This window comes from Amycolatopsis sp. WQ 127309, assembly GCF_023023025.1.
Classification (GTDB): Bacteria; Actinomycetota; Actinomycetes; order Mycobacteriales; family Pseudonocardiaceae; genus Amycolatopsis.
The window spans coordinates 8295847-8309139 of sequence record NZ_CP095481.1; the positions used below are offsets into that span (position 1 = coordinate 8295847).

The following is a 13293-nucleotide window of genomic DNA, read 5'->3' on the forward strand; positions in this document are numbered from 1 at the left end:
GTCACTCCGTGATCGTCGGGGGCGCGGTCAGGAACGGGCGCACCTCGAGCCACTCCTGGATCGGCGTCCCGCCGGCACCCGGTGCGGCGGACAGTTCGCCGGCGAGCTCGAGCGCGCGCTCGTAGCTGTCGACGTCGATGATCGTCCAGCCGGCGATGAGGTCCTTGGTCTCCGCGAACGGCCCGTCGGTGACTGGCGGCCGTCCCTCGCCGTCGGACCGGACGAACGTGCCGTCGGGGGAGAGCGGCCGGTGTTCGACGAACTCGCCGGTGCTCTCGAGCCGGTCGGCGAAGTCCTGCATGTACTGGACGTGGGCCGTGAGCTCCGCCGGCGTCCACTGGTCCATCGGGACGTCGTTGACCGCGGCCGGGGCGCCCCGGTAGTGCTTGAGCAGCAGGTACTTGGTCATGGTGATCTCCTTCGCGAGGTGGTCTTCGGGACTCAGGCGCTCTGCCGCGCGGCACGTTCGTGCATCAGCTCCTCGACGGCGCTGGGCAGGGTCTGCTCGAAGTCGATGAGCTTCGCCCAGGTCGGGGTCACGACGATCCGGACCATACCGTCGTAGAGGTCACGCACCTCCGCCTCCCACTCGACGCGCTGCTCGGGCGTCATCTCGTAGGTGCCGTTCATCTGCAGGTACTCCTCCGGGATGCCGTCGACGACGTCCAGTGCGGCCTGGCCGCGAATGAGCAGGATCTTGGGCGGGTGCACCTCGGTGTCGATCGTCAGGGCGACCGCCGGGTTGGCGCGCAGAGCGTGCAGCTTGGGGGCGTTCTTCGGGGTGCAGAGGACGATCTGCGAGCCGGTCCAGGTGAACCCGATCGGGATGGTGCGCGGGGTGCCGTCCATGGCGACGTAGGCCAGCCGGGTCAGGTCGCGGGCCAGCAGCTCCTGGCTGTACGGGCGGTTCAGGATCTCGGTGATCTCGGTCTGGTGCACGGTTCCTCCAGTGGTCGCTGTCGCCCCTGGGACGGAGCCGGTCCCGCATTCTCGACATCACCGCGGGGGACGGGTCCCGAAATTTTTCGCGGCCCGTTCTAGAGTGCGGCGATTCCAACCGAAGACGGGGGCAGAACATGACTTCCACCAGGCAGGACGGCGACACCTGGGACCTGGCGTCCAGCGTCGGCACCACGGCGACCGCCGCCGCGGCGGCCCGGGCGATCGCGACCCGCGAGGACAGCTCGCTCTTCGCCGACCCGTTCGCCGAACCACTCGTCCGGGCGGTCGGCGTCGACCTCCTCACCCGGCTGGCGTCCGGTGAGCTGCCGCCGGGCGACCTGGTCGAGCACGTGGCGATCGACGTGGCCAAGGTCCGCGGCAAGTTCTACGACGACTTCTTCCTCGACGCGGCGAACGCGGGCATCACACAGGCCGTGATCCTGGCTTCGGGGCTGGACTCCCGCGCGTACCGCCTGCCGTGGCCGGCCGGGACGGTGGTGTACGAGCTGGACCAGCCACAGGTCGTCGAGTTCAAGACCCGCGCACTGGCCGACCTGGGCGCCGAGCCCACCGCCGAGAGGCGAGTAGCCGCGGCCGACCTGCGCGACGACTGGCCGGCCGCCCTGCGCGACGCCGGTTTCGACCCGACGCGGCCGACCGCGTGGAGCGCCGAAGGCCTGCTCGGCTACCTGCCACCGGAGGCCCAGGACAGCCTGCTGGACACGATCACCGAACTCAGCGCGCCGGGCAGCCGCTTGGCCACCGAAAGCCGTCCCAACCCGAAGCCGGGTGAAGAGGACCGGACGAAGGAAAGCCTGAACCGCGTCTCCGAGCGCTGGCGCGAGAGCGGTTTCGACCCGGGAATGGCCAAGCTGCGCTACTTCGGCGAACGCAACGAGGCGGCGCCCTACCTGGCGGGCCTAGGTTGGGCGTTGACCGGAAGAACGGTCGGGGACCTGCTGGCCGCCGCCAACCTCCCACCCTTGAGGGAGGACGGCCTGCGGCTGGGGAACGTGCGCTACATCAGCGGCACGTTGAACGAGACGCCGAACTAGCACCCACGGCCTTGTCGAGGGTCGTGAGTGGTCAGCCGGGCTGGGAGCGGACCTGCTTTCGGTGACCCACCGGTTCCGGTGCCGGCTGTGGTCTGTGGTTGCTGAGGCTGGCGTACTGCCGGGTCTGCTGCGGCTTCTCGTCAGTGTTCAGCCGGGATCGTGTGGCTGGCGTTCGACACGCGGCAGTTCCGCACCGTCGCGATAGTCGGCTTCCAACGGACCGACGTTCGGCCACCTACCGGAACACCGCTGGTCCGCATCACGTAGGTCCGGCACCCCGCCGCACCAGAAGTCACACGCGCCACACCGGCACCGGTCTGCGCGCGGGGGTGGAGTCAGATCGCGCCACTGTCAGATCCGGTCAGCGCGCGGGGGATGGGCAGATCGCGGCCGCCGTCGTTGAGCGGCGCGCGTTGGCCGCGGCGCCGTCCGGCGGCGTGTGCGGGCCCCGGAGAGGGGGTCCTAGTTTTTGAGCGCCTCTTTGCGTCCCTTCAAGCCTCAAGGCTTCTCCAGGCTCATCTGAGTTTGGATATGTAACCTTATCCGAACTCAAGCACGCTATTAGTTCACTTCTAATTTAGAACGACTGTTTCTAGTTCTAATCAGAAAGTTTGATAGAGTCTTGACCATGACGGAAGATGCTGGTCAAGCCCGGGTTTGCGAGTACCGACGCTGTGGAGCGGCTCTGCCGCCCGCCGTGGGCCGGGGGAGCCGGGCGCGGTTCTGCCAGGACGGGAAGACCTGGGGACGGCGGAACCTCACCTGCCGCGACGCCGAAGCCGTCCTGGCCGACGCCGAGTCCCTGCGCGAGAGCGACACCGCGCTCGACGACACCGCCGTCACGGCGTTATCCGGGCAGGTCGACCGGGTGCTCGAACCGGCGCGAGGGCTCGTCGAGACGCTCACGACGCTGCGCCACCAGCTCGAAGCGACCACCACCACCGCCCTCGCCGAGCGGGACGCCGCCCTGGCCGAGGCCGACGAGCACCGGCTCCAGCGCGGCCGGGCCGACGCCGAAGCCGCCCAGGCTCGCGACGTCGCTGAAGAAGCCGTGCGGCAGGCGGCCGTTGCCGAGAAGGAGAAGACGGCCGCCGGCCGGGAACGGGATCAGGAGCGCGCCGTCCGCAAGGCTGCCGTGCAGGAGCAGCAACGCGCCGAGGGACAGCTGGCCGCCGTGCGGGATGAGCTCGCCCGCGTCGCCGAGCGGGCCGAGGCTGCCGCGGCCCTCGCCGGGGAGCGGGCCACGGCCATCGCCACCGTCACCGCTGAACTCGCCGCCACCCGGACCGCGCTCGACGACGAACGGGGCCGTGGTCAGGACGCCAACATGCGAGCGGAAGCCGCGACCGTCCGTGCGGAGGCCGCCGAAACCCGAGCAGAAGCCGTCTCACAGAAGCTCGACGCCGCGCGCGAGGAGCACGCCAAAGCCCGTCAGGAAGCCGCCGATCGGGCTCAGGCCGACGTCGAACGGCTCCGCGCCGGCTTCGACCAGCGGCTGGCCGAGGTACAGGCGTCCCACGAGCAGACCGTCCGGTCCATGCACGAGACCACCACGAACCTGGGCGCCGAGCTGCGCACCAGTACCGCCCGGGCCGACGCCGCCGACCACCGGCTGAGCCAGGTCCGCGCGGCCCTGAAGGACGAAGAAGTCTCAGTAACACTTAAGCAGTTACTTGACCAATGAGCCGAGTGAGCCTAACTTAAGTACATGCTTAACCATGACGAGGCGCTGGACCTCGTGTTCCGCGCGCTGGGGGACCGGACGCGGCGGGCTCTGGTGGAGCGGCTCGTGCGCGGTCCGGCGTCGGTCAGTGAGCTGGCCGCGCCGCTGCCGATGTCGCTCGCCGCCGTCGTGCAGCACCTGCAGGTGCTCGAAACGGCCGGGATCGTGCGCTCGGAGAAGGTCGGCCGGGTGCGCACCTGCCGGATCGTGCCGGAGGTGCTGCGCGGCGGCGAGCACTGGCTCGGGCGCCAGCGCACCGCGTGGGAGAGCAAGCTCGACCGGCTCGGGGACTTCCTCGAGCCGGGCAATTCGGAAGGACGCACCTCATGACCGTCACGCACAGCACGTTCACCCTGGAACGCACCTACGCCGCGACACCCGCGCGGGTGTTCGACGCCTGGGCGGACCCTGCCGCGAAGGCCCGCTGGTTCGGCGGGGAAACCCACGCGCTGGACTTCCGGACCGGCGGCAGCGAGGTGACCACGGGCACCGCGCCGAACGGCACCAAGCTCGAAGCGGCCTCGACCTACCACGACATCGTCCCCGACGAGCGGATCGTCTACTCCACCACGCTGACCGGCGGCGACACCCTCGCCACCGTCTCGACGACGACGATCGAGCTGCTCCCCGACGCCGCCGGCACCCGCCTCGTCCTCACCGAGCAGGGCACCTTCCTCGACGGCGCGGAGGAACCCGCCTGGCGCGAGCAGGGCACCGGCGACTGGCTGGACAAGCTGGGCGAGGAGCTGAAGTGACCCCTGGGGCGCTGATCGAGTCCCGCGTCGCGGCCGTAGCGGCGAAGGACCTCGACGCACTCCTGGCCTGCTACGCCGAGGACGTCACGTTGTTCGACGCGGTCGGTCGGTTGCGCGACACGGGCCGTGAAGCGGAACGGGCCCGGCTGCGGGAGTGGTTCGGCGCCTACCGATCCGCGATCGAGCTGGACATCCGCGACCTGGAGGTCGTCGCCGACGGCGATGTCGCCTTCGCGTCCTACCTGTTCCGCGTGCGCGGCACCATGCTCGACGGAACCGCCGTGGCGATGTGGGTGCGCTCGACTGCCGGGCTCCGCCGCGGCGACGGCGGCTGGAAGATCGTCCACGAGCACAGCTCGGTCCCGTTCGACGGTGCCACCGGCGAAGCGCTCACCCGGCTGCGGCCCGGGTCCGGTACAGCTGCGGGCTGACGCCGAACTCGCGTTTGAACGCCGTGCTGAGGGCGAACGCGCTGCCGTAGCCGACCTGGTGGGCGACCGCGCCGATCGTCGCTTCCCGTTGCTGGCGCAGGAAATCCGCGGCCAGCGCGAGCCGCCAGCCGGTCAGGTAGGCCATCGGGGTCTCGCCGACGGTCGTGGCGAACCGGCGGGCCAGCGCGGCCCGGGAGACGCCGGTGTCGGCGGCGAGCTTCGCGACCGTCCACGGCTCGGCCGGCTGGTGCTGCAGCAGCCGCAGCGCCTGCCCGACGATCGGGTCGTCGTGCGCGCGGTACCAGGCGGGCGCGCTGGTGTCGGGCCGGTCGAACCAGGCCCGCAGCGCCGCGATGAGCAGCAGGTCCAGCAGCCGGTCGAGGACGGCTTCCTGGCCGGGGACGTCCCGGCCGATCTCCCCGGCGAGCAGCCCGACCAGCGGCGTCGGCCAGTCGGTGGCGCGCAGGACGATCAGCACGGGCAGCGCCGCGAGGAGCCGTTTGCTGAGCTCCCCTTCCATGCCGTAGGTGCCGGTCAGCAGCACGACCGGGCCGTTAGTGCCGTGGCCCCAGGTCCGGACGCCGAGGTCGGCGTAGTCGGTGAGGTGCCCGCCGTCGGGCGTGCGGCATTCCTGCCCGGGCAGGATGATCGCCTGCGGCGGTGTCCCGGGGTGGTCGGCGACGACGTACGGGTCCGGGCCGCGTGCGATCGCGACGTCCCCTTCGCGCAGCTGGACGGCTTCGCCGCCGTCGGGCACGATCCACGCTTCGCCGCGCACCACCGAGACGACCGTCAGCGGGGCCCGGTCTTCGATGCGCAGCGACCACGGCGGGGTCAGTACCGACCGCAGCAGGAACGCGCCGTGCGCGCGGGGGCCGTCGAGCAGAGCGGCGAGCGGATCCATGCGCCCGAGTGTAGACGCTGGAACATGCCATCGAGGCTGTGAACTATGGAGAGTCTCACCGTGGGCCGGTTGACTCACGGCCATGACAACGAACTTCCTTGTGGTGGGCGGCACGGGCAAGACCGGCCGCCGGGTGGCGGACCGGCTGCGGGAGCGCGACCTGCCGGTGCGGATCACGTCCCGGCGGGGCGCGCCGCCGTTCGACTGGGCCGACCGCGCCACCTGGGCACCGGTGCTCGAGGGCATCGACGCCGTCTACCTGACCTACTACCCCGACCTGGTCGTGCCCGGCGCGGCCGACGACATCCGCGCGTTCACCGAGCTGGCCATCGCCGAGGGCGTCCGGCACCTGGTGCTGCTTTCGGGCCGCGGTGAGGAGGAAGCCGAGGCGTGCGAGCGGATCGTCGCCGCGGCCGACATCGGCTGGACCATCCTGCGGTGCAGCTGGTTCGCGCAGAACTTCAGTGAGCACTTCCTGCTCGACGCCGTCCGCGGCGGCGAGATCGCGTTGCCCGCGGGGATGGTGGTCGAGCCGTTTCTCGACGTCCGCGACATCGCCGACGTGGCGGTGAAGGCGCTGACCGAACCCGGCCACACGAGCCGGCTGTACGAGCTGACCGGGCCGCGGCTGCTGACCTTCGCCGACGCGGCCGCGGATATTTCGGCCGCGTCGGGACGGGATGTCCGCTATGTTCCGGTTTCCGCCGAGGACTACGCCGCCGCGGCCATCGGCTACGGCGTGCCAGCCGAAGAAGCCGAGGCACTGACGGAGCTGTTCACCCGGGTGCTGGACGGGCGCAACGAGTCGGTGACGCACGACGTCGACCGGGTGCTGGGCCGCCCGGCGACGGACTTCGCCGACTTCGCGCGGGACGCGGCGGCGACCGGGGTCTGGGCCCGGTGAAGGGGAAGGGGACACCGATGTCGACGGTGGTTTTGGTGGCCGCGGTGATCGCGGCCGGGTTGCTCGCGGGACTGTTCTACGCCTACTCGTGCTCGGTGCTGCCGGGCCTGGCGCGCGGTGACGACAAGACGTTCGTGGAGGCGATGCGCGGGATCAACGTCGCGATCGTCAACCCGGTCTTCATGCTGACGTTCCTGGGCGCGCCGCTGCTGGCGGGGGTGGCGATCTTCCTCGACCCCGGGCCGCGGCCGTGGGTGATCGCGGGGTTCGTGTTCCTGGTGGCGACGCTGGTGATCACCGCGACGCTGAACATCCCGCTCAACAACGCGCTGGAGAACGGCGGCGACGACTACGCGGCCCTGCGCGCGCAGTTCGAGACGTCGTGGGTGCGCTGGAACGTGCTGCGCACCCTGGCGAGCACGGCAGGCTTCGGCTGCCTGGTCGCCGCGCTCCTCACCCGCCGTGGCTGACTCGCGGAAGTGCCGTGAAGGCCTCCTTACCGGCCATAAGAGCCGGTAAGGAGGCCTTCACGGCTTTGGGTGTCAGTCGGCGAGGCGGAAGAGCAGGTCGGTGACCCAGTTCGCCGGGTCGGGTACCTCCAGCGGGTTGGTGCGCAGGACTTCCAGGCGGCAGCCCGATTCCTCGCCGTCGGGTCCGTCGGTGCGGTCCCACGCGACGCCCTGCTCCGCGCCCCAGGCCAGTACCGACGTGGTGGCGGCCGCCAGGCCGTCGGGCGCGCCGACGTAGGTGTCGAGGACGTACTTCCCGGCCGGCAGCTCGTCGGTGAACGCCGGTTCCGTCGGGGCGAAGGTGCCTGCGATCGGGACGCCGGCCTCGACGGTGAACCGCATCCCGGGGTGGATGACGCGGTAGCGGAAGAACGGCGCGCCGGCCAGGGCGATCCCCTGCCCGGCCAGCGTGCCGATCAACGGCGGCAGCCGGTCGGCGATCCGCGGGAACTCCGCGACGGCGAGGGTGGCGCGCTCGGCAACGTAGCGCTGGGCGGGCAGGTCCACAACGGACGGCATCAGGCGAACTCCTCGGCCGGGCGGATCGGGCGGACCTCGATACTGCCGTAGGTCGCCGCCGGGTGCCCGGCCGCGATGTCGAGGGCTTCGTCGAGGTCGTCGCAGTCGAGGACGACGTACCCGCCGACCTGCTCCTTGGCCTCGGTGAACGGGCCGTCGGTGAGCAGGACCTCGCCGTCGCGGACGCGGATGGTGGTGGCTTCCGACGGCGGGCGCAGGCCGCCGCCACCGCGGATCTTGCCGCGGCGGTCCAGGTCTTCACCCCAGCCGTCGCAGCCGTCGTACTGGTGTCCTTCGGCGGTTTCGTCGCCGCAGATCATGAGCAGATACTGCATTCAACGTCCTTCCAGGACTTCACGCAGGCGCACGGCGAAGGCGGCGGGCTCGGCGAGGAACCCGCCGTGGTCGCCGGGGAACAGCTCTGCGGTCAGGCCGAGGTCGGCGGCGAGGCCCAGACCGGCTTCGTGGGCGGGCAGCCCGACGGCCTTCTCGCCGACGCCGACGACCAGCCGGGTGGTCACCGCGCGCAGGGCGTCGAGGTCCGGGTCGTAGGCGCCGATGGCGGCCATGAGGTGGCCGAAGAAGTAGGCGAAGTTGCCTTCCATCACCTTCATCCGGGCCAGCTCTTCGGGCGTGGGGTCGGCGGGCGGGGTGATGTCGAAACCGCTCATCTTCGCGAACGCGCCGATGGCGGCGCCGATGCCGTGCTCGCGGTAGATCGCCGGGATGTCGGGGCCGTCGAGCACGCCCGGGCCGAGGTACCGCGTGACCGGCGGCTCGTGCAGGACGACGGTGCGGACCTGGCCGGGGTGGCGCACGACGTGGTTGAGCATGGTGATGGCGCCGCCGCTGTTGGCAAACACTTCAGCCGGCCCGTCGCCGATCTCGGCGAGCAGCCGGTGGACGTCGTCGGCGTGCTCGCGGAGGGTGTGGTCGCCGGGTTCGCCGTCGAGGGGGCTGCGGGAGATGCCGCGGGGGTCGAACGTGACGACGGTGTGGTCCTCGGCCAGCAGTGGCCGGATCGGGGCGAAGCCGGTGGCGTCGGCGGGGCCGCCGGGGATCAGCAGCAGGACGGGGCCGCTGCCGGTGACGTCGTAGGTGATGCGGGCGCCGGGTACGGCGAGGGTGTGGGTGGTCATGGCGGCTCCTCGGATCGGGGTTCGCCTACCCGACGGATGGGATGGGCCGGAACAGACACCGTTTCGGAAATTCTTCGGGTGAGGTAGCTGCGCTCGGCAGCGGTCGTGGCCAGGTCCCGGGCCGTGGCGTACCAGTGTGCGGCCTCGTCGTGGCGGCCCAGCCTGCGGAGGAAGTCGGCGCGGGTGGCCGGCAGCAGGTGGTAGCCCTCGAGCGCCTCGGTCAGTTCGTCGAGGAGGGCGAGCCCGGCGAGGGGGCCGTCGGCCATGCCGACGGCAACGGCCTGGTTGAGTGCGACGACCGCGCTGGGGACGAACCTGCGCAGCTCCCGGTAGAGGCCGGCGATCTGCGCCCAGTCGGTGTCGGCGGGTGTGGCGGCGGTGGCGTGACAGGCCGCGATGGCGGCCTGGATCTGGTACGGCCCGGGCTGCCGGCGGCGCAACGCCGTCTCCAGCAGCTGCGTGCCTTCGGTGATGAGCGCGGTGTCCCAGCGCGTGCGGTCCTGCTCTTCGAGCGGGACGAGTTCGCCGTCGGGGCCGACGCGGGTGGCGCGGCGGGCGTGCTGCAGCAGCATCAGCGCGAGCAGGCCCAGGACTTCGGGTTCGTCGGGCATCAGCCGGGCCAGGACGCGGCCGAGCCGGACGGCTTCGGCGGCGAGGTCCGGGCGGAGCAGGTCGGGCCCGGCGGTGGCGGAGTAGCCCTCGTTGAACGTCAGGTAGAGCACGCCGAGCACGGCGGCGGTGCGTTCGGGCAGCAGGTGCGCGGGCGGGACGCGGTAGGGGATGCGGGCGTGGCGGATCTTGCGCTTCACCCGCACGAGCCGCTGCGACATCGTCGCTTCCGGGACGAGGAAGGCGCGGGCGATCTCGGCGGTGCTGAGCCCGGCGAGCGTGCGCAGCGCGAGCGCGACCTTGGCTTCGGTGGCCAGCGCGGGGTGGCAGCAGGTGAAGATCAGCCGCAGCCGGTCGTCGGGCAGGTCGCTGTCGTCGGAGACGTCGAAGTCTTGTGGGATGTGCATGCGGCCGGCCTCCCGGAGCTTGGCGGCGCCGAGGGTCTCGCGCCGGAGCCGGTCGGTGGCGCGGTGGCGCGCGGTGGTGGTGAGCCAGGCGCCGGGCCGCTTCGGGACGCCGTCGCGGGGCCAGGTGCGCAGCGCGAGTGCGAAGGCCTCTTGCGCGCACTCTTCGGCGAGGTCCCAGTCGCCGGTGATCCGGATGAGCGTGGCCACGACCTGGCCCCACTCCTCGCGGAACGCCTCGGCGACCGCAGTCTCGACGTCCACCACCACTCCTCCCGGTTGCTGTCACCGTCCCGACGAACGGCCCGGCCCCGATTCGACAGCTACGGCGTGGCAGGCGCCGAACCCTTCGGCGCGCACGACGATCCGGCCGCCTTCGACACGGACGGCCGTCTCGGTGGCGTCGCTGACCGCGGTGACGCCGGCGGCCGCGGCGAGCGTGCCCGAGGCGTCGCAGACGATCCGCAGCCGCGGCTCCTGTAGCGCCGGAAAGGCCTGGTCGAGGCACCCGCGCAGGTCGGCGACGGCGAGGCGGGTCAGCGGCGCGAGTTCGCCCGGGTCGCTGGTGACGAGCGCGACGGTGACGTCGGCGCCGGTGCGGACGGCTTCCTCGAAGGCGGCGGCGCGGTGCAGGCCGAGGACGGTGACGACGCCGTCGCCGGGCCGGACGGTCTCGCCGGTGAGCAGGTCGGTCCCGGCGGGTGGGTGCCACGGCTCGTCGACGCGCCGGGGCTGGGAGGTGATCGGCGGTTCGGCGGGCCAGTCGTCGTCGAGTTCCAGCTCGAGGAGCCGCTCGCAGGCGGTGACGATGTGGAACGGCTCGCCGAAGCCCGGTGCGGCGGCCGCGAGCTGGCTCGCGCCGTGCAGCGTGGTCAACGCGGCTTCGGCGACGCGCACCAGGCGTCCGCCCGGGTGGAGGCGTTCGAGGGCGAGGCCGAGCAGGATCGCGTCGATCCGCATGAGCTGCGCGAACGGCCGGCGGGTGTGCTCGTCGGCGAGGATCTCCGGCAGCAGGTCGCGGGTGAGCCGGGCGTCCTCGCTGTCGTTGTCGGTGGCCAGGGGGAGCCGGGCGACCCAGGCGCGGGCGAACGCGGCCAGGGCGTCCGGCGCGCTCGGGTGCGACGGCGGCGTGGCGGGCCGGGGTGCGTGTTCGGCGAGGTCGGCCAGTACCGCGAAGTACAGGGCGCGTTTGCCGGGGAAGTTGGAGTAGACGGCGCCGCGGGTGAGCTCGGCCCGCTCGGCGATGACGTCGATCTTGGCGTCGCGGAAGCCTCGCCGGGCGAACTCGTCCCGGGCGGCGGAAAGCACCTTCGCGCGGTTGCGCACCTGCGTTTCCGCTCTGCTGAGTCCGGCCATCGTCCTCCTTGCCCCGGTGTTGCCGGTCAAGATACCGTGACCATCCAGATGACAAGACCATCTGATCTTACCATTTGGAGTCCTCGATGATCCCCGAGATCGACCTGACCGACCTCAAGGTGCTCACCGACCCGTTCACCGCCTACGACCAGGCGCGGGAGGCGGGTGCGGTGGCGCAGCTGGTGATCCCCGGCTTCGGCCCGTTCTGGGCGCTGACCCGCTACGCGGAGGCCCGCGCGATGCTGAGCGACGCGCGGTTCGAGGTGAAGCCGGAGAGCTTCATGCGCCCGCCGGGCATCCCCGAGCACTGCCTCGAGTACCTGCGGACCATGGCCGAGCAGGACGGCGCCGAGCACCTGCGACTGCGACGGCTGGTGGCGCCCGCCTTCACCCCGAAGCGGGCCGCGCAGTTCCGCCCGCGCCTGGCGGCCATCACCGGACGCCTGCTCGACGAGCTGCCCGCCCACGCCGAGGACGGCGTCGTCGACCTGGTCCCGCACTTCGCCCGGCCGCTGCCGATGGACGTCATCTGCGAGCTGGTCGGCATTCCGGACGCGGACCGGCCGCGCTGGCGGGAGTACGGCGCCGCGGTCGCCGGCGGGGTGGGCCAGGACTTCCTCGCGGCCATCCCGGTGATCATCGAGGGCGCGAAGGACGTCGTCGCGCGCAGCCGGGCCGAGCCGGGTGACGACCTCATCGGCGACCTCGTCCGCGCCCAGGACGGCGACCGGCTCACCGACACCGAGCTGGTCACCCTGGTCTGGCACCTCATGCTGGCCGGGCAGACGCCGGTCAACCTGATCGCCAACGCCGTCGAAGCCCTGCTCACGCACCCGGACCAGCTCGCGCTGCTGCGCGCGGATCCGGCGTTGTGGCCGGGCGCGGTCGAGGAGCTGATGCGCTGGTGCAGCCCGCAGCTGCTGACCACGCCGAGGTTCGCGCGCGAGGACGTCGAGATCGACGGCACCCTGATCCGGGAAGGTGAGCGGGTGACGGCGGCGATGGTGGCCGCCGACCGCGACCCGCGGGTGTTCGACGGCGCCGACCGGCTCGACGTCACCCGGTCCGGGCCGACGCAGCTGGGGTTCTCACACGGCCCGCACTTCTGCCTGGGCGCGTCGATCGCGCGGATACAGACCGAGGTGGCGCTGTCGGGACTGTTCGCCCGGTTCCCGGACCTCGCGCTGGCCGTCGACGACGTCCCGCGCGCACCCGACGGCGGGACCTGGCGGCCGTCGGCGCTACCGCTGACCCTCTGAGCGGGCGTTGATCAGCGTCTCGATGCCGTCGAGGACGCGGGCGAGGCCGAACCGGAAGCTGTGGGCGGCGTCGGACGCGCCGTTGTGCGTCTCGCCGGCGGCCTGGCCGACGCGGGAGGCGAGGGGGTAGTTCGCCGCGTCGGCGGCCGGGATGCCGGCCAGCACCGGCGCGGCGCGCGCCCACCACTGCGCGTCGGTCAGGCCGCTGGCGCGGACCAGGCGGGCGGCGTCGACGGAGGTGCGGGCGGTGGCGCGGACGAGGCCGTTGACGATGGTGATCACGGAGTCCATCTCGACGTCGTCCAGGCCGATGCCCTCGATCGCGCGCAGCTCGTGCTCGTACCTGGCGAAGGTGTGCGGGCCCAGGACCGAGCGGGTCGTCGCGGCTTCCAGCAGCCAGGGGTGGCGGTGGAAGTGGGCCCAGGCCGCTTCGGCGATGGCGGTCAGCGCCGCGCGCCAGCCGAGGCCGGGTTCGGGGGCCGGCAGCTCGCCGCGGGCGTGGTCGATCATCAGCTCGACGAGCTCGTCCCGGCCGGGGACGTAGGTGTAGAGCGACATGGGGGAGACGCCGAGGTGGTCGGCGACGCGGCGGATGGTGACCGCGTCGAGGTGCTCGGCGTCGGCGATCGTGATGCCGGCCTTGACGACGTCGGCCGTGGTCAGCTTCGGTTTCGGGCCGCGTCGCGATGGCGCGGAGACGCCCCAGAGCAGCTCGATCCCCCGTCGCGGGTCACTGCCGCCGTCGTCTTCGGTGCTCACGCCGTTCATTCTGCCCACTCGATCC

At 72.0% G+C, this 13293-nt stretch carries 17 protein-coding genes; 8 read left to right on the forward strand and 9 right to left on the reverse strand.

Going from position 1 to position 13293, the window contains the following annotated elements; genetic code table 11:
• Position 1: 1 nt before the first annotated feature.
• Both MUY22_RS36790 and MUY22_RS36795 read right to left on the reverse strand, forming a co-directional pair.
• Complete coding sequence (locus MUY22_RS36790; RefSeq protein ID WP_247051783.1) at positions 2-409, reverse strand: YciI family protein; 408 nt, start codon at positions 407-409, stop codon at positions 2-4.
• Positions 410-441: 32 nt separating this feature from the next.
• Positions 442-939: a pyridoxamine 5'-phosphate oxidase family protein gene (locus tag MUY22_RS36795; RefSeq protein ID WP_247051784.1), complete on the reverse strand. Its 498-nt coding sequence runs from the start codon at positions 937-939 to the stop codon at positions 442-444.
• 137 nt (positions 940-1076) lie between these two features.
• On the opposite strand from MUY22_RS36795, the gene MUY22_RS36800 reads away from it, so the two are divergent.
• The 5 genes from MUY22_RS36800 to MUY22_RS36820 all read left to right on the forward strand — a co-directional run bounded on the left by MUY22_RS36800 (position 1077) and on the right by MUY22_RS36820 (position 4906).
• On the forward strand, positions 1077-1997 hold the full coding sequence (locus tag MUY22_RS36800; protein ID WP_247051785.1) for an SAM-dependent methyltransferase: 921 nt from the start codon (positions 1077-1079) through the stop codon (positions 1995-1997).
• Positions 1998-2625: 628 nt separating this feature from the next.
• A complete protein-coding gene (locus MUY22_RS36805; RefSeq protein ID WP_247051786.1) occupies positions 2626-3681 on the forward strand; it encodes a hypothetical protein in 1056 nt (351 codons plus the stop codon).
• Positions 3682-3705: 24 nt separating this feature from the next.
• Positions 3706-4050, forward strand: coding sequence for a helix-turn-helix transcriptional regulator (locus MUY22_RS36810; RefSeq protein ID WP_247051787.1), 345 nt, complete (start codon positions 3706-3708; stop codon positions 4048-4050).
• Positions 4047-4475 (forward strand): SRPBCC family protein, encoded by a 429-nt coding sequence (locus tag MUY22_RS36815; RefSeq protein ID WP_247051788.1) that lies wholly within the window; start codon positions 4047-4049, stop codon positions 4473-4475. The genes MUY22_RS36810 and MUY22_RS36815 overlap by 4 nt, the downstream gene beginning before the upstream one ends.
• Positions 4472-4906 carry a nuclear transport factor 2 family protein gene (locus MUY22_RS36820; protein ID WP_247051789.1) on the forward strand — a complete coding sequence of 145 codons (435 nt, stop codon included), beginning with the start codon at positions 4472-4474 and terminating at the stop codon, positions 4904-4906. Before MUY22_RS36815 ends, MUY22_RS36820 begins: the two co-directional genes overlap by 4 nt.
• Here MUY22_RS36820 and MUY22_RS36825 read toward each other — a convergent pair.
• Complete coding sequence (locus tag MUY22_RS36825; protein ID WP_247051790.1) at positions 4866-5810, reverse strand: AraC family transcriptional regulator; 945 nt, start codon at positions 5808-5810, stop codon at positions 4866-4868. The two genes, MUY22_RS36820 and MUY22_RS36825, sit on opposite strands and share 41 nt — an antisense overlap.
• 82 nt (positions 5811-5892) lie before the next feature.
• Between MUY22_RS36825 and MUY22_RS36830 the strand changes: the two genes are divergently transcribed.
• Complete coding sequence (locus MUY22_RS36830; RefSeq protein ID WP_247051791.1) at positions 5893-6714, forward strand: NAD(P)H-binding protein; 822 nt, start codon at positions 5893-5895, stop codon at positions 6712-6714.
• Positions 6715-6731: 17 nt separating this feature from the next.
• Positions 6732-7184, forward strand: a complete 453-nt coding sequence (locus tag MUY22_RS36835; protein ID WP_247051792.1) for a DUF1772 domain-containing protein — start codon at positions 6732-6734, stop codon at positions 7182-7184.
• A gap of 72 nt (positions 7185-7256) precedes the next feature.
• Here the strand turns inward: MUY22_RS36835 and MUY22_RS36840 are convergent, their stop codons facing one another.
• The 5 genes from MUY22_RS36840 to MUY22_RS36860 are packed head-to-tail and all read right to left on the reverse strand — an operon-like array spanning position 7257 to position 11250.
• Positions 7257-7742 (reverse strand): GyrI-like domain-containing protein, encoded by a 486-nt coding sequence (locus tag MUY22_RS36840; RefSeq protein WP_247051793.1) that lies wholly within the window; start codon positions 7740-7742, stop codon positions 7257-7259.
• The gene (locus tag MUY22_RS36845) at positions 7742-8077 is read right to left on the reverse strand and encodes a YciI family protein (RefSeq protein ID WP_247051794.1); all 336 of its coding nucleotides are present in this window, start codon (positions 8075-8077) and stop codon (positions 7742-7744) included. The genes MUY22_RS36840 and MUY22_RS36845 overlap by 1 nt, the downstream gene beginning before the upstream one ends.
• Positions 8078-8881, reverse strand: coding sequence for an alpha/beta fold hydrolase (locus MUY22_RS36850; RefSeq protein WP_247051795.1), 804 nt, complete (start codon positions 8879-8881; stop codon positions 8078-8080). It abuts the gene before it with no gap.
• On the reverse strand, positions 8878-10158 hold the full coding sequence (locus MUY22_RS36855; protein ID WP_247051796.1) for an RNA polymerase sigma factor: 1281 nt from the start codon (positions 10156-10158) through the stop codon (positions 8878-8880). The genes MUY22_RS36850 and MUY22_RS36855 overlap by 4 nt, the downstream gene beginning before the upstream one ends.
• 21 nt (positions 10159-10179) lie before the next feature.
• Entirely contained in the window at positions 10180-11250 is a 1071-nt protein-coding gene (locus MUY22_RS36860; protein WP_247051797.1) for a TetR/AcrR family transcriptional regulator, read from the reverse strand.
• 86 nt (positions 11251-11336) lie between these two features.
• Between MUY22_RS36860 and MUY22_RS36865 the strand changes: the two genes are divergently transcribed.
• Positions 11337-12509 carry a cytochrome P450 gene (locus tag MUY22_RS36865; protein WP_247051798.1) on the forward strand — a complete coding sequence of 391 codons (1173 nt, stop codon included), beginning with the start codon at positions 11337-11339 and terminating at the stop codon, positions 12507-12509.
• Here the strand turns inward: MUY22_RS36865 and MUY22_RS36870 are convergent.
• Entirely contained in the window at positions 12492-13277 is a 786-nt protein-coding gene (locus MUY22_RS36870) for a TetR/AcrR family transcriptional regulator (protein ID WP_247051799.1), read from the reverse strand. The genes MUY22_RS36865 and MUY22_RS36870 overlap by 18 nt on opposite strands.
• Positions 13278-13293: the final 16 nt, after the last annotated feature.